Source organism: Mycolicibacterium pyrenivorans, assembly GCF_025821625.1.
GTDB classification, from domain to species: Bacteria; Actinomycetota; Actinomycetes; order Mycobacteriales; family Mycobacteriaceae; genus Mycobacterium; species Mycobacterium pyrenivorans.
Genome location: NZ_JACKSH010000253.1, coordinates 72,582 through 91,969, shown reverse-complemented (window position 1 = coordinate 91,969; position 19,388 = coordinate 72,582). Strand labels below are relative to the sequence as shown.

Sequence of the window (19,388 nt, the reverse complement as noted above, 5' to 3'; positions counted from 1 at the left end):
GCTTCACCCGACAGTAGCGATGGGATCTGCGGTCCGCCATTGCCGTATGGGCGGACTTTCGTGCCTCGAATGGGGGTTACCTTGCATACATGACTGATAACCCCTGCGACCCTTCGCTGTGGACCCCGGTGACCGGCTTCGAGGAACTGACCGACATCACCTACCACCAGCACGTGCTCGAGGGCGTGCCGCAGCCGACGGTGCGGGTGGCGTTCAACCGGCCCGAGGTGCGCAACGCATTTCGTCCGCACTCCGTTGACGAGCTCTACCGAGCGCTCGATCACGCGCGGATGTCGCCGGACGTCGGGGTGGTGCTGCTGACCGGCAACGGGCCATCACCGAAGGACGGCGGGTGGGCGTTCTGCTCGGGTGGCGATCAGCGCATCCGCGGACGCAGCGGATACCAGTACGCGGAGGGGGAGACGGCCGACACCGTTGACGCGGCGCGCGCCGGCCGGTTACACATCATGGAGGTGCAACGGCTCATCCGGTTCATGCCGAAGGTGGTGATCTGCCTGGTCAACGGCTGGGCCGCCGGCGGGGGCCACAGCCTGCACGTGACCTGCGACCTCACGCTCGCCAGCCGTGAGCACGCCCGGTTCAAGCAGACCGACGCCGACGTCGGCAGCTTCGACGGTGGCTATGGCAGCGCGTATCTGGCCAAGCAGGTCGGACAAAAGTTCGCCCGCGAGATCTTCTTCCTCGGTGAGCCCTATACCGCCGAGCAGATGCATCAGATGGGTGCGGTCAACCGTGTGGTGGACCACGCCGACCTGGAATCCGTCGGACTGGAATGGGCGTCGAAGATCAACGGCAAGTCGCCGCAGGCGCAACGGATGCTGAAGTTTGCATTCAACCTGCTCGACGACGGGTTGGTGGGTCAACAGATCTTCGCCAGCGAGGCCACCCGGCTGGCCTACATGACGGACGAGGCCGTCGAGGGCCGAGACGCCTTCCTGGAGAAGCGTGACCCGGACTGGAGCCGGTTCCCGCGGTATTTCTAGTCGGTGTCCTTCGCAGGGGGTATACGCCGTCCGCCGATTTCACCCTTCTGGAAGATGTGGGGCGCCGGGGTCGGAGATCACTATTGCGGTAGGAAATCTCGACATCGATGAAAGGTGCGCCGTGCGTACTAAGGCAGCAGTCCTGTGGGAACTCGGCGGCAAGTGGGAGGTCGACGAGGTCGACCTGGATCCGCCCAAGGCCGGCGAGGTGATGATCAAGCTGACGGCGAGCGGTTTGTGCCATTCCGACCATCACCTGGTCACAGGTGACATCCCGGTGGGGCTTCCGTACGTGGGCGGCCACGAGGGCGCCGGCGTGGTCGCCGAAGTCGGGCCGGGGGTCACCGATGTGGCCGTTGGTGATTCGGTGGTGCTCAGCTTCCTTCCCGCGTGCGGCAAGTGCTCCTACTGCGCGCGCGGCATGACCAACCTGTGCGACCTTGGCGCACAGATCATTCAGGGCCCGCAGCTCGACGGCACCTACCGCTTCCACGCGCGCGGCCAGGGCCTGGGCCAGATGTGCCTGCTGGGCACCTTCGCCGAGTACACGGTGGTGCCGATGGCCTCGGTGGTCAAGGTCGACCCCGGGACCCCGCTGGACAAGGCCGCCGTGATCGGCTGCAGCGTGCCCACCGGTTTCGGCAGCGTGGTCAGGACCGCCGGTATCGGCCCGGGAGACTCCGTGGTCATCATGGGTGTGGGCGGGATCGGCGCCAACGCCGTGCAGGGCGCCAAGAGTGCCGGCGCCCGCCACATCGTGGCCATCGACCCGGTGGAGTACAAGCGCGATCAAGCCAAGATCTTCGGCGCCAGCCACTCGGTGCCCGATGTCGCCGCGGCCCAGGCCCTGGTCTCCGAACTGACCCGCGGCCAGATGGCAGACGCCTGTGTGATCACCACCGACGTCGCCGAAGGCGCCTACGTGGGCGAGGCGCTTAGTCTGGTCGGCAAGCGCGGCAGGGTGGTCGTCACCGCCATCGGTCATCCCACCGAACTGACCATGAGCGGCTCGTTGTTTGAGATGACTCTGTACGAGAAGTCCGTTCACGGATCGCTGTTCGGCTCGTCCAACCCGCGGCATGACATTCCGCGCTACCTGGAGATGTACAACCTCGGGGAGTTGATGCTCGACGAGCTGATCACCCGCGAATACACCCTCGATGAGGTCAACAAGGGTTATGACGACATGCTGGCCGGCCGCAACATCCGCGGCGTGATCCGGTTCTGATCGGCGGCGGATCAGCCGACGTTGGCGCCGGCGGTCGAGATCAGGCGGTGGTAGCGCGCCACCGCCTCGGTCCGATTGGTGGCACCCAGCTTGCGCAGGATGTGCTTGACGTGTGACTTGACCGTGCCCTCGGTGACGAAAAGCCCGGTGGCGATCTGGGCATTGGTCTTGCCGGATGCAAGGTTGCGCAGCACATCCCATTCCCGCGGCGTCAGCCGCTCGCTTCGCCCGTCGGTGAACATGGCGGCGTTACCCCGGCCGGGCTCGCCGTGCTCGATGCCGAAGTCCCCGTTGTCACCTATGTCGGTGGTGAAATCGTCGGCAATCGCCGTCACGCCGGCCAGGTAGTCGCTTGTCGCGCGCCGCACGGCTTGCAGGCGCTCCATCAGCTGGGCCCGTTCGATTGCCAGTCCGAGCCCCTCTGCATAAGTGCCCAGCACGCAGCGGTCGAATTCGTCGACGGCACTGTCGACGTCGCGGTCGGCGTGGATCATGGCGACGGGCTCACCCCACGCGAGCACCGGAGCGGCGACATAGCTCGCGGTATCGGTGAACCGGATGAACTCGGCGTGCACCCGGGGATTGGACTGCGCGTCACAGATCACCATCGGGGTACAGCGACGGACCATTTCGCTTTCCAGAAGCGGCCCCATGAGTCGCCGGGGATGGACCCGGCCGATATCGACGAGCGCCTGGCCGAAATCGGGATCGGTGACGGAGAACCCGGAGCGCGCCAGCCAGGTGCCTTGTTCGATGTTGGAGAACAGTGCACGGCGGAAACCGATCCGACGTGCCTCGATCGGCGCGCGTTCGGCGAGCGCACTTGTCGACGGGGCGTTTCGCAGCGCGGTAAGCGCCTCCCTGGCCCCGGCGGCGACCGCGGTGCGGCGCTCGAGCAATGCGTCTTTGACTTCGACCTGGGCCGCGACCGAATCCAACATCAGAGTCGCGACGCGGGTCGCCGGAAGTCCTTCGGGGTGGCTTTCCAAGACGTCCGCCAACGCCCGGCGGGCGGACCCCAGGGCGTGGTCACTGGCCTCCAGATCGGCACGCCCGGACAGCGGTGCCACAGCGTTGTCGCCGAGCAACCCGGCCGCTTCGCTGAGGATGTCGCGGGTTCGTTCGACACATTGGTTCGACATGGCCATCCTTTCCGTCAGACCGACGGCGGCAGGTAGATCGTCTTGTAGACCTGGAAGGCATCCAAGCCCTCCGGACCCAATTCCCGCCCGATGCCGCTGTCTTTGATCCCGCCGAAGGGAGCTACCGGGTCATTGGTGTAGTGGTTGACGCCAACAGTTCCCGACCGGACCTTTCGGGCGACGCTAACAGCGCGTTCGACATCGGATGACCAAACGGTGCCACCCAGTCCGTAATTGCTGTCGTTGGCAATCATTACCGCCTCTGCTTCGTCGCCGTACGGGATGACAGACAGCACCGGGCCGAAGATCTCTTCGCAGGACACTTGAGCCGTGTTGGTCATGTCGGCCAACACCGTCGGCTCGACGAACCAGCCGCGATCCAATCCCTTCGGACGTCCGCCGCCGGTGGTCAAACGGCCCTCCTGCTTGCCCTTGGCGATGTAGCCCTCCACCCGGTCGCGCTGTCGGCTGGACACAAGTGGGCCGATCTTGGTCTCCGGGTCCAGTGGATCACCAATGGTCAGCCCGGCCGCCAGCGCGGTAACGGTGTCGACGATCTCGGAATAGCGGCTGCGCGGTGCCAGCACCCGGGTGTTGAGCCAGCAGATCTGTCCGTTATTGAGCAGGGTGACGCCGAAGAACGACTCGATGTTCGCGCCGAGGTCGGCGTCATCGAGGACGATGGCGGCCGACTTGCCGCCCAACTCGAGGGTCACCGGACGAAGCAGACGGCCACACGTCTCGCCGATCGCCCGGCCCGCGGCGGTGGATCCGGTGAACGAGACCTTGTTGATTCCGGGGTGGGCCACCAGGTAGGCGCCGAGTTCACGCCCGCCGGGGACCACGTTGAGGACGCCCGCGGGCAGGCCCGCGGCCAGCGCCGCCTCCGCCATCAGGAAAGCGTCGAGCACGGTCTCTTCGGCCGGCTTGAGCACCATGGTGCAGCCGGCGGCCAGCGCGGGGGCGATCTTCAGGAACGAGATGCCCTGCGGCACGTTCCAGGGTGTGATGGCGGCGACTACACCGACTGGCTGACGAGAGACCAGCGCAGTCCCGCCGAGCATGCCGGGTCTGGCATCCTCAGCCGGCATGCTGTTCATCAATCCGCTGTAGTAGCGCAACAGCAGTGGGGGAAAGCCGGCTTCGAACTGGTGCGCAAGCCAGATCGGCATCCCGTTCTGCATCGAGACTCGGCGGGCGGTCTCCTCGCCGCGGGCTTCCAGTTCCGCAGCGAACCTCTCGAGCACCTCACCTCGCTGGGCGGGACTCCAGTTCGACCAGCCGTCGGGGTCGTCGAACGCGGCCCGCGCGGCGGCTACTGCGGTGTCGACGTCGGTTTCGCTGCCGCGCGGCACCGATCCGATCTGCTCCTCGGTGGTCGGGGAGTGCACGTCGATCGTTTCCGTCTTCGCCGGATCGGACCACTGGCCACCGATATAGAACTGACGGTAGTCGATCGACATGTGTGCCTCCCTGATGGCTGATGGTCAGCGCCATCCACGCCGCGCGTGTGATGGCTGTCACCACAGCGTGCCAAAGTGACGCCAAAAATACAACCTTTAAAAAGGTCAGGCCAAAAATGTGTCTGACTGCCCCGTCGCGGGCGTTGGAAATCAACTGGGGAAGCCGACCGAAATTCCCTCGTTGGCCAGCATCACCCCGATGATCCGACGGGCGTGTCCTGCGGCCACGTCGGCCTGAAACTCGGCGCCGGCCTGCCAGCGCTCGTATCCCGAGTGCTGGGACGCCATGTCAAGCACGGCGACATCGCGCCTTGCGACGCCGTCGAGGAACACCCGCAGTCGGTCGGTCGCAGCAGCCTCGCCGAGCGCATAGTTGCGGGACGCCGCCATGACGACGCGTGTCGATGTCTCGGTCTCGGGGGTGATGGCGTGGATACGGGTGGTGGACGACGCCTCGCCGGGAGCCGTCTCGACGTCCCATCGCTGCAGATGCAGGGCGGGCGAGGCGAAGGTGCCCATCTCGCGGCGCCGGTAGTCCACGGCGCGATCCAGTCCGCCGGCCTCGGCTTCCCAGTCGGTGGGACGTGCGGGCGGCAGTACCCGGGTGTAGGACACCGTGGTCTCGGTGACCTCCACCTCGCTGAAAGCAGGCATGCTGCGGATCGATTCCGGCATGTCCGCCGCATGCAGGATCGGTGCGTAGCTGAAATCCAGGTAATGCTCGTGGACCATCATGTAGTTCGCGGCCACGTCCCATGCGCTGTAGAACGTCTCCCAGCCGGACTGCCGGATCCACGGCACCGTCGGTGGCCGGCTGACGGCCGCGGCGCCGGGCGATCCCATCCAGATCCAGATGAACGGCGGATCTTCGAGCACCGGGAAGACCCGAACCCGCATGCCCGTGGGAACGCGGTGCTGGGAAGGAATGTGGGTGCACGTGCCGTCGTGGTCGTAGGTACAGCCGTGGTAGCCGCAGATCAGTTGCTCGCCGTCGACAAGGCTGTGCGACAACGGAAAAGCCCGATGGGCGCAACGATTCTCGAAGGCGCTCAGCCGACCGCTCGCAGCGCGCCACAGCACGACGTCGTCACCGAGCAAGCGCCTGCCGAGTGGCGTTGTCGTCACCTCGTCGGCAGTCGCTGCGACATACCAGCAGTTTCTGGGGTAATTGGCGGTCACAGGTCAAGCACCAGTCTTGGGGTTCGCGAGCGTGACACGCAAAGAATCATGTCGCCGGCCTCTTTGTCGGGCGCCTTCAATACCGAATCGAGGTGTTCCGGAACGCCTTCCAGCACTTTGGCCTTGCAGCTGCCGCAGACCCCTTCATAGCAACTGGTGGTGATCGGCACCCCCGCCTCTTCCACCAATTCCAGGATCGAGTCGCCGGCTTCCACCTCAAGGGTGATCCCGGATCGCTGGCACACGACTTCGAACCGCTCGAGTGCCGCGCTGTCGGTTTGAGCGCTCGGCGCTTTGGCGGCGAACCGCTCGATGTGCAGGGAGCCCTCCGGCCACTGTGCACACCGGTCTTCGACGGCACTCAGCAGCGCTTCGGGACCACAGCAGTACACGACGGTATCGACCTCGGGTTCACCTAGCAGAGAGTCGAGGTCGAGGAGGCCGCTTTCGTCGTGGGGCCACACGGTTACCCGATCAGGATGACGTTCGACCAGTTCGTCGACGAACGCCATGGAACGCCTGCTCCGTCCGCCGTACAAGAGGGACCAATCGGCTCCGGACAAGGCCGCGGCCTCCACCATCGTCATGATCGGCGTGATACCGATGCCCCCGGCGATGAAGCGATACTTTGGTGCATCCACGAACGCAAAGTGGTTGCGGGGTCCCCGCACTCGCACAACCGAACCCACGTGCAGTCGCTCGTGAACATATTGCGAACCGCCGCGGCTGGCCGGGTCGAGCAGTACCCCGATACGCCACGTCGTCAGATCGCGAGGGTCACCGCAGAGCGAGTATTGCCGGGTCAGACCGTCACCCAAAATCAGATCGATGTGAGCGCCAGGCTGCCACCTGGGCAGCTCGGCGTCGTCGGGATAGCCGAGGTCCAGCACCGCGACACCCTCGGCAGGGGTGCCGCGACGCCGCACGACCAACTCTGCGGTGAACTCGTGAACGCTTGCGCTCGGCATTGTGGAGATGGCTGCTGTCCTGATGGTTCAGCGGTTCAGGACACCGTCACCGTCGCAGGCAGGTGCTTGAGACCACCCACGAAGTTGGTATGTGTGACACTTCCCGGCCCCTGAACCTCGATGGACTCAAGGCGGGGCAGCAGCTGCTCGAACATCACCCGCAACTCGAGCTTGGCCAGGTGCTGGCCCACGCAGGTATGCGGACCGAAACCAAACGCCATGTGGTTATTGGGGCTGCGGTCGATGTCGAAGGTGTTCGGGTCCGAGAAAAGGTCCTCGTCACGGCAGGCCGACTGGAACAGCGGCATGATCCGATCACCCTTCTTGATGAGCTGGCCGTTCAGTTCGTGGTCCTGTTCGGCGCGGCGCATGAAGTGCTTGACCGGCGCGACGTAGCGCAGCCCCTCCTGGATGAGCTTGCCGATCAGGCTCCGATCCGACTTGACCCTGGCGAGCACGTCGGGATGCAGGGCCAACTGTTGCAGGGTCCCTGCGAGCGTCGCCGAGGTCGTGTCGTGGCCGGCCGTGCAGATGGCCATGAACCAGCCGTAGGAGTACGGAGCGGGCCAGTACTCGCCGTCGGGTGTCTTGGCCAGGGAGATCAAGGTAGCCAGATCGTCGCGCGGATTGGCTCGCCGGTCTTCGACGAGGACGTCGAAATACTTGTAGAAGGTCTGCACGGTTTCGGCGAACTGCTGGGCCATCGCCTCGGGGGACACTTCGACGGCCTCGCGCTGGTGCTCGGGATCGGCCGTTCCGAAGAACTCCTGGGTCAGCGCCATCATCTGGGGCTCGTCGGATGCCGGCACACCCAGCAAGGTCATGATCACGTGCAACGGATAGCCCAGAGCCCAGTCGTCGACGAGGTCGATCCGCTTGCCACCTGTCGAGAGCGACTTCAGTTTCTCGATGGACTCGTTGGCCAGTTCCCGCGCCTGCCCCTCCAGGGCCTTGAGCCGGGCCGGCTTGAAGTAGTCGAACACGATGTTCTTGACGGTGGTGTGCTCGGGTGGATCGAGAAACGGCAGGGCATCCATCAACCGCAGGCTGCCGCCGAGCATGCTCTTGGTGAACTCGTCGCCCGCCTGGTTGGTCAGGATGGGGTTGTGGGCCCCGGGTTGGGCGCCGCCGCCGGCGGAGAAGACCTCGGGCTGGAGGCTCTCCACTTCCTGGATGTCGGCGTACTTGCTGACCAGCCACAGCGGATCGTAACCCTCGACTACGGCCTTGCCCACCGGCATGTTGTCGCGCATCCACTTGTAGGCCTCGTACAGCGAGGCAAGATCGGCGTGACCCTCCGGCAGCACAATCCGGCGGGCGATCTCGTCCGGGAGGATCGCTTCCTTGGTGTCTTGGGCGGTTGTCACTGCTGTCCTCTTTCCGACGTGTCGTCCAGTGTTTCGGCGTGAGCCAAGTCTCACCGGGTTGACGCTCGCTTGCGTCACCACTAGGTGGAGTCCTTACTCCCGCTTTCGGGGTATGTCCGCGCGCCGTGGCCCGGTCAGGCCTCCGGACAGCCCTCGTCAATCCACTGCACGACCTGGGCGATCTCCTCGTCGGAGATCGGGTCGAGGTAGGCGGGCATCCGCATGATGCTGGCCCCGTCGGGCGCCGGTTCCAGGTCGGACCCGAACGGTGCCACGCCTTGCAGGGACTTGACCAGATTGGAATTGGCGCCGTCGCCGGGGGTCACCAGTTTGCGACCGCCCACCTTCATGGCAATGAATCGGTCCCTGGTCACGCCCCGCCAGAACGGACCGTGCGAGGACACGTCGGCATCCGGCCCGCCGACCGAGCGGTCGAGGATGTCGATGACGTCAGTGAAGTTCATTGCTGACTCCTTCAGCTCGGGATCGGTCATGCCGCGGAGATTCCGCCGTTGACACTGATCGCCTGTCCGGTCAGCTTTCCGGCGGCCGGGCTGCAGACGAACACGGCCAGTGCGGCGATGTCGTCCGCGTCCGGAACTCCCAGGGACGCCTGCTTGGCGGCGCTGGCGAACAGCTTGGCGCTGAATCCCTCGCCACTGGTGATGCGTTCGGTCGACGCGGTGCCGTGCACCAGTGACGGCGTCAGGGCGTTGGCCCGGATGCCGTGGCGTTTCTCTTCGATGGCGAGGGTGCGGGTGAACATCACGATGGCGGCCTTTGCGGCGCCGATCATGGCCTCCCCGGGTGTCGCCGTCTTGGCGGCGTCGGAGGCGACGTTGACGATGACGCCGCCCTTGCGGCTGCGCATTCCCGGCAGCACCGCGCTGGCCATATGCATCGCAGGGGTGGCCATTTCGGTGAGGATGCGGCTGATGTCGCTGGCGGGGATATCCTTGAAAAGCTCTGGCGCGATGCCGTCGGCGGCGGTGGTGCACATCATGATGTCGATCCCGCCGAGGAGCCGTTCGGCGTCAGCGGCGATCTCCGCCGCGTCTGCCGGATCCAGCGGGCTGCCGGCCAGGAAGTGGGCATCGGCGCCGAGATCGGTCAGCGACTTGGCGGCAGGCTCACCGCGTTCGGGGTTGCGGCCGACGATCACTATCCGCGGCACGCCGGCCTGGGCGAGGGCCTTGGCGGTGGCGAATCCGATGCCGGCGGTGCCACCGATGATCAGGGCGCCGCACTCGTTGAGGGCCTTGGGCGGTGGGAGTTCGTTCGCGGTGGTCACAATGTCTCCAATCGAATGATCTAAAGAGTTGTCCGGCAGACCACTTGGCTGCGGTTCTCCAACTCCAGGGCGGACAGGAACGAGTCGATCTCCGCGCTGCGGATCAACGAGTTCTTGGTTGCGCGAATGCCCTCGGCGCCGTTCTGGGCGATGTCCTCGGCGACGTCGATGGCCGCTGTCACGACCTCCTCGCCGTCGACAGGAACAATTCGGTTGGCCAGGCCCATCCGCACGGCTTCCTCGGCTTTGACGGTCCGCCCGGTGAACGAGATCTCCGCGGCGCGGGCCGGCCCGATCACCCGCGACAGGTGCCAGGAGGCGCCCAGTTCGCCGATGGACAGACCGACCCGCACAAAGCCGGCACTGAAACTCGCTGAGGCCGTTGCCAACCGGATGTCGGCGGACAAAGCCAGGGACAGCCCCCCGCCGGCGACCGGCCCGCTGATCGCGGCGATCACGGGGCAGGGCAGCGAGCGCAGACCCGACGTGCCGGCCGAGGCGGTGTCGACGAGTTCGTTGAATTCCGGGATGCTCATCTTGGCGATGACCTCGACCTCCTGCAGATCGAAGCCGGTGCAGAAGGTGGCCCCGCCGGCACCGGTGATGATCAGAGCGCGCAACGGCGCCTTCCGCAACGTGTGTGCATACCAGGCGATTTCGCCGAACATTTCGACGGTCTGGGAGTTCCCCCGGTCGGGCCGGTTCACCGACATCACCGCGATACCGGGCGCAGGTTCGGCGATGGTGAGCGTGTTGGCGTGGCCGAGTTCGGCCAGGATGTCGGCCATCGGCCGGGTGGAGACCCGGTTCCAGTCCGCCATCAGGCACCCGCGAAGTTGGGTGCGCGCTTCTCCCGGAATGCGGTCAGCGCCTCGGGCATGTCGGCGCACCGGGTGAGCAGTGCCTGCCCGCGGCTCTCCAGTTCGAGCGCCGCGGCGAACGAACTGATCTCGAGGTTGGACTGCAGGGCCCGCTTGGACAGCTTGATGCCGCCGGGGGAGTTGGCGCTGATCTGGCCCGCCATCTTCAGTGCGCGCTCGATCAGGTCGTCGGGTCCGGTGATGGCGTTGAGAAGCCCCAGCCGCTCGGCTTCCTCTGCCCCGACCATGCGACCGGTAAACGCGATGTCGGCGGCCTGCGCCGGCCCGATGAGCCGGGGCAGTAGCCAGGACGCGCCGAGATCGCCTGCGGATAAACCAATCTTGACGAAGGCCGTGTTGAACTTCGCACTCGGCGAGCCGAGGCGGATATCGGCCATCAGGCTCAGCGAGAACCCGCCGCCGGCGGCGGCACCGTTGACCGCCGCGATCACCGGGACCGGGATCGCGCGCACCGCGGCGAGCGCTCGGGCGGCCCGGTTCTGCTGGTCGAACATGCCCAGTGCAGATAACTCCGGCAGGCGTTCGGCGTCATCGAGGTCATAGCCGGCGCAGAACCCCGCGCCGGCGCCGGTGAGGATCACCACGCGAACGTCGTTGTCGTCGGCGAGATCGCGTGCGACCCGCTCCAGTTCGTCGAACATCACATTGGTCATCGCATTGAGCCGCTCGGGCCGGTTCAGTGTGATGAGGCATACCCCTGGGGCGGGTTCAGTCGCGATGAGTGTTTCGTAGTCGCCGCATTCCATGGTTTCTCCTTAGTTGCTAGGCGAAGTTCGGGCGGCGTTTCTCCACGAACGCCCGCAGGCCTTCGGCAGCCTCACCACGTTCGAAGAGGTCTTGGATCTGGTCCACTTCGTACCTGAGGCCCTCGGCCAGCGGCAGGTCCGCGGACGCGCCCACCGTGCGGACCACCGCCTGTTGCGCCGGTGCCGACGCGGCACACAGTTCGGTCGCGAGTTCGCGGGCCGAGCTCACCGCTGAGCCGGCCGGTGCCAGCCGGTCGACCAGTCCGATCCGCAGTGCCTCGGCGGCGTCGATCTGGCGGCCGGTGAGCATGATGTCCAGCGCCGCTCCGCGGCCCACGAGCCGGGGCAGCCGCTGGGTACCGCCGGCCCCTGGGATGAGGCCGAGCTTGACCTCGGGCAACCCCAGTTTGGCGTCGGCCCCGGCGACCCGCAGGGTGCACGCCATCGCCAATTCCAGGCCGCCGCCCAGGGCAAGTCCGTCGATCGCGGCGATCGACAGCGCGGGATGGCCGGCCAGCCGGCCCAGCCCGGAGCGCAGTCCGTCGCCGTAGGCCTTGAACGAAGTCGCGTCGACTGTCGTCATGTGCTTGATGTCGGCTCCGGCGGCGAAGAAGCCGGGCAGATACGAGGACACGATGAGCACCTTGGGGGCCGCGGTATCGGCGTGGTCCAGCGCGGCGTGCAGACCCTCGGTGATCGCCGGCCCCAGTGCGTTGGCCGGTGGGCGGTTCAGCGCGATGTGCAGAACCGGTCCGTCGCTCGACCAACTGACGGCTGTGGTCTCCTCGCTGACGCTCACGCCATCGTCAATCCACCGCTGACCGACAACGTCTGGCCGGTGATGTACTCCGCTGAGTCAGAGGCGAAGAACGTCACCGCCGCCGCGACGTCGGCCGGGCTTCCCAGCCGCTTCATCGGCACCGACCGGGCCATCCCGCCGATCACCTTGTCGGCGTCCTCCCCGGAGCTGTCCGCGAACTTGCGCAGGGCCGGGGTGTCAGTGGGGCCGGGGCAGACGGTGTTGACGGTGACACCCTTGGTGGCGACCTCGCGGGCCAGCGTCTTGCTGAAGGCGATGATGCCGCCCTTGGCGCCCGAGTAGACGGCCTCGAGGGAGGAGCCGACCCGGCCCGCGTCGGAGCCGATGTTGATCACCCGGCCGAAGCCGCGCTCGACCATCCCGGGAACCACGGTGTGGCAAACCCGCAGCGCGCCTTTGAAGTTGAGGTCCAGAATCCGGTTCCAGAAATCCTCGGTGGTCTGCAGGAACGGCATGAAGTCGTCCCACCCGGCGTTGTTGACCACGACCTCGATGTCCCCGAGTTCCTCGGTGGCGGTCTTGACTGCATTGCGAACCGACTCGGTGTCGGTGACGTCGACGAGCACGGCGATCGCCTTCCCGCCTGCGTCCGCGATGCGCTGGGCCGTCTCCTTGGCGGCGTCGAGGTTCAGGTCCGCGACAGCGACCCGAAAGCCGTGGGCGCCGAGGGCTTCGGAGATTCCGCCTCCGATGCCCTGGGCTCCGCCTGTGACGAATGCGACTCGATCGGTCATGAACTGCCTTTCGCTTTCAGTTGTGAGCGTTCGGTGGTGATGGTCAGTGGCAGCCGGAGGCGTCCGGGCCGGGGTTCCAGTCGACCGGTCCGGCCACGATGCAATGGCTGGTGAGTTTGCGGCCCAGCACCGCCTGGGCGGCGCGGGCCGCGTCGATGACGGCAGGCAGGCTCACGCCCGTCTGGACGCCCATCTCGTGAAACATGTTGAGCAGATCCTCGGTGGCGATGTTGCCGGTAGAACCGGCCGGGACCGGGCAACCGCCGAGCTCACCGAAGCTGGACTCGAAGCTGGTGCACCCGGCCTGCAATGCCGCGTAAGCGTTGGCCAGGCCCTGGCCGCGGGTGTTGTGGAAGTGTGCGGTGATCTCGATACCGGGCAGCCGCTCGATGGCCGCCGAGAAGATGTCGAAAACGTAAGCGGGATGTGCCATTCCGGTGGTGTCGCCGAAGCCGATCTCCCTGCACCCGGCAGCGGCGAACTGCTCGGCGAGTTCCAGCGTGCGCTCCATGGGAACCTTGCCCTCGAACGGGCAGCCGAATGCGGTCGCGATGACCGCCGTGGGCTTCAGATCCTCGGCGTCGATCCGTTTGGCCAGGACCTCGTTGTCGGTCATCGACTCGTCGATGAAGCGGTTGACGTTGCGCTTGTTGTGGGTTTCCGAGGCGCTGACGAACAGTGCGACCTCGTGGAACCGCTCGCGCACCTTCAGCGCGTTGTCCAGGCCGCGGCTGTTGGGAACCAGCACCGTCAGTGACACGTGGTCGGGAACATCGATGCTGCCCAGCACCTCGAGGGCGTCCGCCAGCTGCGGGATGACGTCGGGTCGCACGAAGCTGGCAACCTCGATGCGGTCCAGACCGGTCTGGCCGAGCTGGTTGATCAGGCTGATCTTGTCGGCGGTGCTGATGACCTCAGGTTCGTTCTGGAATCCGTCCCGGGGACCGACTTCCCGGATGTGGGCCCTGGCCGGAAGTTCGGGGCTCATAGCTGATGGATCTCCTTTTCTAGCTCGTCGCGGAATTCTGGGGCGGCGACGGTGACGAGGCGGCGCGCCCGTTCGTCGATGCTCTGCCCGCGCAGGTGGGCGGCGCCGTGTTCGGTGACGACGACGTCGACGTCGGCGCGGGCGGTAGTGACCACCCCGCCGTCGAGGCGAGGCTTGATCGTGGAGCGGCCGCGGAAGGTCGAGCGCAGCGCAATGATCGACCGCTTGCCGGTCAATGCGGCGGCTCGGGTGAAGTCGACCTGGCCGCCGACCGCGCCGACGTAGACGCCACCGCTGACCTCGGAACCGACCTGCCCGGAGAGGTCGACCTCAACGGCGAAGTTGACCGAGACCAGGGACGGCAGTTGAGAAAGCACCTGGGGGGAATGGGTGTAACTGGTCGGAAGGAACCGGACCGGCAACTCCGGGATGCTCTTGTAGAGATGGGAGGAGCCAAGCGCGGTGCCTGCCACGACCATCCCGGCGTCGAGTTCCTTGTGCCTTCCGGTGGCCACGCCCTGGTCCACCAGCCGCATCAGTCCGTCGGTGATCATCCCGGTGTGGAACCCGAGATCGCGATGTCCGGTAAGGGCATCGAGGACGGCGGCGCCGAGCGAGCCGACACCGAGCTGGAGGGTGTCCCCGTCGTCGATGAGTTCAGCGATGCACGAGGCGATCTGCCGATCGATGTCGTCGGGAGCGCGTGACGGGTCTTCGGGCAGCTTCCGGTCGGTCGTGATGGTGGCGGCGAAGCGGCCCAGCGGTATGGGTTGTGTTCCTGCGGTGGCGGGCATTTGGGCGTTGATCTCGGCGATCAGCACCCGCGCGTGAGGCACGGCGTCGGCGACGTAGTCGACCCCGATTCCCAGCGAGCAGCGTCCGTTCGCATCAGGCGGGGACACCTGTACCAGTCCGACGTCACACGGAAGCCGGCGTTCGGCGAACATCCGCGGAAGTGCGGAGTAGTGGCAGGGCACCACGTCGAGGCGGCCGCTGCGGCTCAGCTCCCGCAGCTCGCCGAGCCCACCGTAGGACACCATCGACATCGGCTCGGGCATCACGGCGAGCTGGTCGTTCCACGAGAGTCCGGTGAAAACGCTGATCGGGCCGATCCGTTCGTTCTGCGCGAACAACGCATCCACCAAGGGGCGGGGCTCGGCGGCTGCCTGTCCCCACCACAGCCCGTCACCTGAGGACAGGTACTTGGTGAAGTCGATCAAGAGGGCACTCGTTGCAGAATGGTTCCGGTGCCCAGCCCGCCGCCGCAGCACATGCTCACCAGGCCGAGATCGGCGTCGCGCCGTTCCAATTCGGCGACCATGCTGGCGATCAGGCGCGCCCCGGTGGCACCGACGGCATGTCCGAGCGCGATCGCTCCGCCGTTGACGTTGACCCGTTCGGGGTCGGCGTTCAGTTCGCGCTGCCACGCCAGCACCACCGAGGAGAACGCCTCGTTGATCTCGAACAGGTCGATATCGTTGACGGTCAGATCGTTGCGGTCCAGCAGCTTTCGGGTGGCCGGGATGGGTCCGGTCAGCATGATGATCGGGTCGACGCCGACCGTGGTCTGGTCGATGATGCGGGCACGGGTGGTCAAGCCGTGCCGCTCGGCGGCCTCGGTCGAACACAGCAGCACCGCCGCCGCCCCGTCGGAGATCGGGGAGGAACTTCCGGCGGTGATCCGCCCGCCCTCCTTACGGAAAGCCGGCTTGAGCCCGGCCAGTGTTTCGGCGGTGGTGCCGGGGCGCACGCACTGGTCGCTGGTGCGGGCTTCACCGTCGAGAGTCATCGGCACCATCTCGGCGTCGAAGCGGCCCTCGGCGATGGCAGCTGCGGCCAGTCGGTGTGAGCGGGAAGCGAATTCATCCATCTCGACGCGGCCGATGTCCCAGCGGTCGGCGATCAGCTCCGCACTCTCGCCCTGGTGGACGAAGTTGTACAGCTCGCGCAGTTCCTGCGGCCAGGGGTCGCCGTAGAGTTCGCTGATCTTGGCGGGGGAGTCGATCGGTACGTGCCCCATGTGTTCGACCCCGCCGGCGATGACGATGTCGTGGGTGCCGGATGCGATCAGTGCGGCGCCCATTTCGACGGCGGTCTGCGCTGATCCGCACCGGCGGTCCAGAACGGTGGCCGGCACCTCCGGTGGACAACCGGCCTGCAGCCAGGCATTGCGACCGATGTTGCGGGACTGCTCGCCGAACGGTGCGGTGCAACCGATGACGAGATCCTCGACGGCTGCCGGGTCGATGCCGCTGCGGTTGATCAGATCGGTGTAACAGGCAGCGAGCATGGCGTTGGGATGCACGTCGCGGAACCAGCCCCGCTCGCCGTGGGACTTGCCGATCGGCGTGCGTACCGCCTCCGCGATGTACACCGGGCGCCCGGCGCGGGTGAACGGACCATTGACTTTTCGTGCCATCTAGATCACGGTCCCGCCGTCGACCGGGAGCACCTGACCGGTGATGTAGGAGCCGGCGTCGGAGGCCAGGAAGACGAAGCTGGGGGCGATCTCCTCCGGAGTCGCCCAGCGGGCCAATGGAATACGGGCCAGCGTCTTGGCGGCCAGTTTCTCGTTGGACCGGATGTTCTCGGTCATGGCGGTGGCGGCCAATGGGGCGATCGCGTTGACCGTCACCGACTTGCGGGCCAACTCGCGCGCCAGGGACTTTGTCAGCCCGACTATCCCGGCCTTTGCCGCCCCGTAATTCACCTGACCGATGGTCCCCGTCAGGCCGGCCGCGGAGGTGACGTTGATGATGCGACCGCGTCCGTCGTCGGGCAGCAGCCCCTGGGCGGCGTGGCTGCACAGGAAGCTGCCGACCAGGTGGATGTCGATGATGCGCCGGAACGTCTCTTCGGTCTGGTCGGCAAGCATCGCGGGGGCGATGGCGCCGGCGTTGTTCACCAGGATGTGCAGTGTTCCGCCGGCCAGTGCGGCGGCCCGGTCGGCGGCCTCGGCCGCGGCCGAGGTGTCACGCACGTCGAGTCCGAAAGCGTCGGCGCGGCCGCCGCCCGCGGTGATCTCCGCAGCCACCGAGGCGGCCGCGGTGGAGTCGATATCCGTCACGAGCACTGCGGCCCCAGCAGCCGCGAAGGCCCCGGCCACCGCCGCACCGACACCGGACCCGGCGCCCGTCACCAGTGCCGACCGCTGGTCCAGGCGGAACGAGGCCGCCAACTGTTGGGACGTGATCATCAGTAGCTCCTCGGCAGCCCGAGCACGTGGGAGCCGAGGAAGTTCAGGATCATCTCCTGGCTGATCGGTGCGATCCGGGTCAGGCGCGCCTCACGGAAGTAGCGGGCGACGTGGTATTCCTCGGAGTAGCCCATGCCGCCGTGCGTCTGCAGCGCGCGGTCGGCTGCATCGAAACCTGCTTCGGCGCAGAGGTATTTGGCGGTGTTGGCCTCCCGGCCGCAGGGCATGCCCTTGTCGTACAGCCAGGTCGCCTTGCGGAGCATCAGTTCGGCGGCGTCCAACTTCGCCAGGGAGTCCGCCAGCGGGAATTGGATGCCCTGGTTCATGCCGATCGGCCGGCCGAACACTTCGCGCTCGTTTGCGTATCGAACCGCGGTGCGCAGGGCGGCGCGGCCGATCCCGAGTGCCTCGGCGGCGATCAGGCAGCGCTCCGGGTTCAGGCCGTCGAGGATGTACTTGAAGCCCTGGCCCTCTTCACCGACGCGGTCCTCGACCGGGATCTCCAGTCCGTCGATGAAGAGCTCGTTGGAGCTCACCGCGTTTCGGCCCATCTTGGGGATCGGTCGGATATCGACCTTGTTGCGGTCCAGGTCGGTGAGAAACAACGTCAGGCCATCGGTCTTGCGCGGCGAATCCTCGAATTTCGCTGTGCGGGTGAGTAGCAGGATCTTCTCGGACTCCAATGCCTTGGAGATCCACACCTTGCGTCCGTTGACGATGTAGCGGTCACCGTCGCGCTTGGCGAAGGTGGTGATCCTGGTGGTGTCGAGCCCGGCGCCGGGCTCGGTGACGCCGAAGCAGACGTGCAGGTCCCCGTTGACGATGCGGGGAAGGGTTCGGGCCTTCAACTCCTCTGAACCGTGCACGATCACCGGATGCATGCCGAAGATCGACATGTGGATGGAGCTCGCCCCGTTCATTCCGGCGCCGGACGCGGCCACCTCCTCGAGCAGCAGGCACGCTTCGCTTATGCCGTAACCGCTGCCGCCGTATTCCTCCGGGGTGGTGATGCCCAGCCAGCCGCCGTCGGCGAACGCGTCGTAGAACTCCTGCGGGAACTCGTGGTTGTGGTCCTTGGTCATCCAGTAGTGGTCGTCGAACTTGCCGGCCAGCTCTGCCACGGCGGACCGGATGGTCTGCTGATCGTCGGTCAGGGCGAAATCCACGGGTGTCTCCTGTTCAGCCGGCTATTATCAGAATGATACTAATGGACAGACCAAAAAGGAAGGTCCGGGCTGACTCATGAGGCCGCCGGTACCAACGGCAGCATCGTCGCGAGCCGCTCATTCCAGGCCTCGGGATTGCCGAACAGTGCACGGTCGAGCTTGGCCCGCTTGTAGAACAACTGAAGGTCGTACTCCCAGGTGTAGCCGATGGCGCCGTGCACGGTCAGTGCGGAGTCGGCCAGTTCGGCGCAGTGCTCGACGACCTGCGCCTTGGCCGCGGCGGCGTGCAGTCCGGCGTCGGGGCCGGCCTCCTGAAGCGAGGCCGCCGCCAGTAGCGTTATCGAATAAGAGGATTCAACGGTGACCAGCATCTGGGCGGCGGCGTGCTTGACGGCCTGGAACGCCGCGATCGGCTTGCCGAACTGCTTGCGTTGTTTGGCGTACTCGACCGTCATGTCGAGCATGCGTTCCGCGGCCCCCAGTGCGTCGGCGGCTACCAGCGCCGCGGCACGGTCCGCCAAGTGCCGCCGTGCCGCCTCGGTGCCGGCGACGCCGAGGTCCTGCGCCGGCGTGTTCTCGAAAACCACATCCGCGGCATGGCGGGACCGATCCAGCAGGGGGCGTGGCCGGACGCGCACACCTGCTGAGTTGCGGTCCACCAGCACCAACCGCGTGCCGTCGGCGACGTGCACCGGAACGACGAACCGGACGGCATCCTCGGCGGCCAGTACGCACGGCACCTCGCCCGAGACCGCGCCGTCGCGCAGATGCACCGCCGGGCCGGTCGGTGGAATCCGGTCGCAGCGCACTGCCACCGCGGTCAACTCGCCCTCTCCCAGTGCCGACCGCGTCAGTTCGTCCGGCAGGACGGCATCGGCTACCGCTCGGGCCAGCCAGCGACCCGAAGGTGCTGCCGTGCGACCCAATTCGCGAGCGGTGAGCGCCAGTTCAAGCATCCCGCCGCCTTGACCGCCGCGGGACTCGTCGAATCCCACCCCGGCCCAGCCGTCCTCGGCCAGTGTGTCGTCGAAGGTGCGATGATCGTCGGCGTCAAGCCAGGCCCGGACCTGTTCCGAGCCGGCCCGGGCGCCGAGCCAGTCGCGCAGCGATTGGGCGTAAAGGTTCTCTTCGTCGGACAGTTCCCAGTGCATTCGATTCTCTCCAGCTGTGTCGATGGGCGCAAGTGCTAAGGTCAGACCATTAGTGGGTCTGAGG

The 19,388-nt window shown here is 66.5% G+C and carries 19 protein-coding genes; 2 read left to right on the top strand and 17 right to left on the bottom strand.

Annotated elements, in window-relative coordinates; all coding sequences use genetic code 11:
• Window positions 1–89: 89 nt before the first annotated feature.
• Together H7I57_RS27750 and H7I57_RS27745 are read left to right on the top strand one after the other, a co-directional pair.
• The gene (locus H7I57_RS27750) at window positions 90–1,004 is read left to right on the top strand and encodes a 1,4-dihydroxy-2-naphthoyl-CoA synthase (RefSeq protein WP_264027621.1); all 915 of its coding nucleotides are present in this window, start codon (window positions 90–92) and stop codon (window positions 1,002–1,004) included.
• A gap of 121 nt (window positions 1,005–1,125) precedes the next feature.
• Window positions 1,126–2,232 carry an NDMA-dependent alcohol dehydrogenase gene (locus H7I57_RS27745; protein WP_264027620.1) on the top strand — a complete coding sequence of 369 codons (1,107 nt, stop codon included), beginning with the start codon at window positions 1,126–1,128 and terminating at the stop codon, window positions 2,230–2,232.
• An 11-nt stretch (window positions 2,233–2,243) separates the two neighbouring features.
• On the opposite strand, the gene H7I57_RS27740 is transcribed toward H7I57_RS27745, so the two are convergent.
• From H7I57_RS27740 to H7I57_RS27660, 17 genes are all read right to left on the bottom strand, one after another.
• Window positions 2,244–3,374 carry a helix-turn-helix transcriptional regulator gene (locus H7I57_RS27740; RefSeq protein WP_264027619.1) on the bottom strand — a complete coding sequence of 377 codons (1,131 nt, stop codon included), beginning with the start codon at window positions 3,372–3,374 and terminating at the stop codon, window positions 2,244–2,246.
• 14 nt (window positions 3,375–3,388) lie between these two features.
• The gene (locus H7I57_RS27735) at window positions 3,389–4,837 is read right to left on the bottom strand and encodes an aldehyde dehydrogenase (RefSeq protein WP_264027618.1); all 1,449 of its coding nucleotides are present in this window, start codon (window positions 4,835–4,837) and stop codon (window positions 3,389–3,391) included.
• A gap of 150 nt (window positions 4,838–4,987) precedes the next feature.
• On the bottom strand, window positions 4,988–6,016 hold the full coding sequence (locus tag H7I57_RS27730; RefSeq protein ID WP_264027615.1) for a Rieske 2Fe-2S domain-containing protein: 1,029 nt from the start codon (window positions 6,014–6,016) through the stop codon (window positions 4,988–4,990).
• Window positions 6,013–6,984, bottom strand: coding sequence for a PDR/VanB family oxidoreductase (locus tag H7I57_RS27725; protein WP_264027613.1), 972 nt, complete (start codon window positions 6,982–6,984; stop codon window positions 6,013–6,015). The genes H7I57_RS27730 and H7I57_RS27725 overlap by 4 nt, the downstream gene beginning before the upstream one ends.
• Window positions 6,985–7,019: 35 nt before the next feature.
• Entirely contained in the window at window positions 7,020–8,351 is a 1,332-nt protein-coding gene (locus H7I57_RS27720) for a cytochrome P450 (RefSeq protein WP_264027612.1), read from the bottom strand.
• Between the two features lie 134 nt (window positions 8,352–8,485).
• Window positions 8,486–8,815, bottom strand: coding sequence for a hypothetical protein (locus tag H7I57_RS27715; protein ID WP_264027610.1), 330 nt, complete (start codon window positions 8,813–8,815; stop codon window positions 8,486–8,488).
• A gap of 26 nt (window positions 8,816–8,841) precedes the next feature.
• A complete protein-coding gene (locus H7I57_RS27710; protein ID WP_264027609.1) occupies window positions 8,842–9,642 on the bottom strand; it encodes an SDR family NAD(P)-dependent oxidoreductase in 801 nt (266 codons plus the stop codon).
• 20 nt (window positions 9,643–9,662) lie between these two features.
• The gene (locus tag H7I57_RS27705; protein WP_264027607.1) at window positions 9,663–10,463 is read right to left on the bottom strand and encodes an enoyl-CoA hydratase/isomerase family protein; all 801 of its coding nucleotides are present in this window, start codon (window positions 10,461–10,463) and stop codon (window positions 9,663–9,665) included.
• Window positions 10,463–11,269 (bottom strand): enoyl-CoA hydratase/isomerase family protein, encoded by an 807-nt coding sequence (locus H7I57_RS27700; RefSeq protein ID WP_264027606.1) that lies wholly within the window; start codon window positions 11,267–11,269, stop codon window positions 10,463–10,465. The genes H7I57_RS27705 and H7I57_RS27700 overlap by 1 nt, the downstream gene beginning before the upstream one ends.
• A 16-nt stretch (window positions 11,270–11,285) precedes the next feature.
• On the bottom strand, window positions 11,286–12,068 hold the full coding sequence (locus tag H7I57_RS27695) for an enoyl-CoA hydratase/isomerase family protein (RefSeq protein ID WP_264027605.1): 783 nt from the start codon (window positions 12,066–12,068) through the stop codon (window positions 11,286–11,288).
• The gene (locus H7I57_RS27690) at window positions 12,065–12,823 is read right to left on the bottom strand and encodes an SDR family NAD(P)-dependent oxidoreductase (RefSeq protein WP_264027604.1); all 759 of its coding nucleotides are present in this window, start codon (window positions 12,821–12,823) and stop codon (window positions 12,065–12,067) included. Before H7I57_RS27690 ends, H7I57_RS27695 begins: the two co-directional genes overlap by 4 nt.
• Before the next feature lie 43 nt (window positions 12,824–12,866).
• Window positions 12,867–13,811 carry a hydroxymethylglutaryl-CoA lyase gene (locus tag H7I57_RS27685; RefSeq protein WP_264027603.1) on the bottom strand — a complete coding sequence of 315 codons (945 nt, stop codon included), beginning with the start codon at window positions 13,809–13,811 and terminating at the stop codon, window positions 12,867–12,869.
• Window positions 13,808–15,031, bottom strand: a complete 1,224-nt coding sequence (locus H7I57_RS27680) for an acetyl-CoA hydrolase/transferase family protein (RefSeq protein WP_264027602.1) — start codon at window positions 15,029–15,031, stop codon at window positions 13,808–13,810. Before H7I57_RS27680 ends, H7I57_RS27685 begins: the two co-directional genes overlap by 4 nt.
• Entirely contained in the window at window positions 15,028–16,230 is a 1,203-nt protein-coding gene (locus H7I57_RS27675) for a thiolase family protein (RefSeq protein ID WP_264027601.1), read from the bottom strand. Before H7I57_RS27675 ends, H7I57_RS27680 begins: the two co-directional genes overlap by 4 nt.
• Entirely contained in the window at window positions 16,231–17,007 is a 777-nt protein-coding gene (locus H7I57_RS27670; RefSeq protein ID WP_264027598.1) for an SDR family NAD(P)-dependent oxidoreductase, read from the bottom strand.
• On the bottom strand, window positions 17,007–18,173 hold the full coding sequence (locus H7I57_RS27665; RefSeq protein ID WP_264027597.1) for an acyl-CoA dehydrogenase family protein: 1,167 nt from the start codon (window positions 18,171–18,173) through the stop codon (window positions 17,007–17,009). Before H7I57_RS27665 ends, H7I57_RS27670 begins: the two co-directional genes overlap by 1 nt.
• A 74-nt stretch (window positions 18,174–18,247) precedes the next feature.
• Window positions 18,248–19,324, bottom strand: coding sequence for an acyl-CoA dehydrogenase family protein (locus H7I57_RS27660; RefSeq protein ID WP_264027595.1), 1,077 nt, complete (start codon window positions 19,322–19,324; stop codon window positions 18,248–18,250).
• Window positions 19,325–19,388 lie beyond the last annotated feature (64 nt).

Bases quoted from the DNA above. Each gene is read 5' to 3' on its own strand.
- H7I57_RS27675 (WP_264027601.1), bottom strand. From the start codon at position 16,230: ATGGCACGAAAAGTCAATGGTCCGTTCACCCGCGCCGGGCGCCCGGTG.
- H7I57_RS27740 (WP_264027619.1), bottom strand. From the start codon at position 3,374: ATGTCGAACCAATGTGTCGAACGAACCCGCGACATCCTCAGCGAAGCG.
- H7I57_RS27700 (WP_264027606.1), bottom strand. From the start codon at position 11,269: ATGGAATGCGGCGACTACGAAACACTCATCGCGACTGAACCCGCCCCA.
- H7I57_RS27715 (WP_264027610.1), bottom strand. From the start codon at position 8,815: ATGAACTTCACTGACGTCATCGACATCCTCGACCGCTCGGTCGGCGGG.
- H7I57_RS27725 (WP_264027613.1), bottom strand. From the start codon at position 6,984: ATGCCGAGCGCAAGCGTTCACGAGTTCACCGCAGAGTTGGTCGTGCGG.
- H7I57_RS27690 (WP_264027604.1), bottom strand. From the start codon at position 12,823: ATGACCGATCGAGTCGCATTCGTCACAGGCGGAGCCCAGGGCATCGGA.
- H7I57_RS27705 (WP_264027607.1), bottom strand. From the start codon at position 10,463: ATGGCGGACTGGAACCGGGTCTCCACCCGGCCGATGGCCGACATCCTG.
- H7I57_RS27660 (WP_264027595.1), bottom strand. From the start codon at position 19,324: ATGCACTGGGAACTGTCCGACGAAGAGAACCTTTACGCCCAATCGCTG.
- H7I57_RS27670 (WP_264027598.1), bottom strand. From the start codon at position 17,007: ATGATCACGTCCCAACAGTTGGCGGCCTCGTTCCGCCTGGACCAGCGG.
- H7I57_RS27735 (WP_264027618.1), bottom strand. From the start codon at position 4,837: ATGTCGATCGACTACCGTCAGTTCTATATCGGTGGCCAGTGGTCCGAT.
- H7I57_RS27685 (WP_264027603.1), bottom strand. From the start codon at position 13,811: ATGAGCCCCGAACTTCCGGCCAGGGCCCACATCCGGGAAGTCGGTCCC.
- H7I57_RS27750 (WP_264027621.1), top strand. From the start codon at position 90: ATGACTGATAACCCCTGCGACCCTTCGCTGTGGACCCCGGTGACCGGC.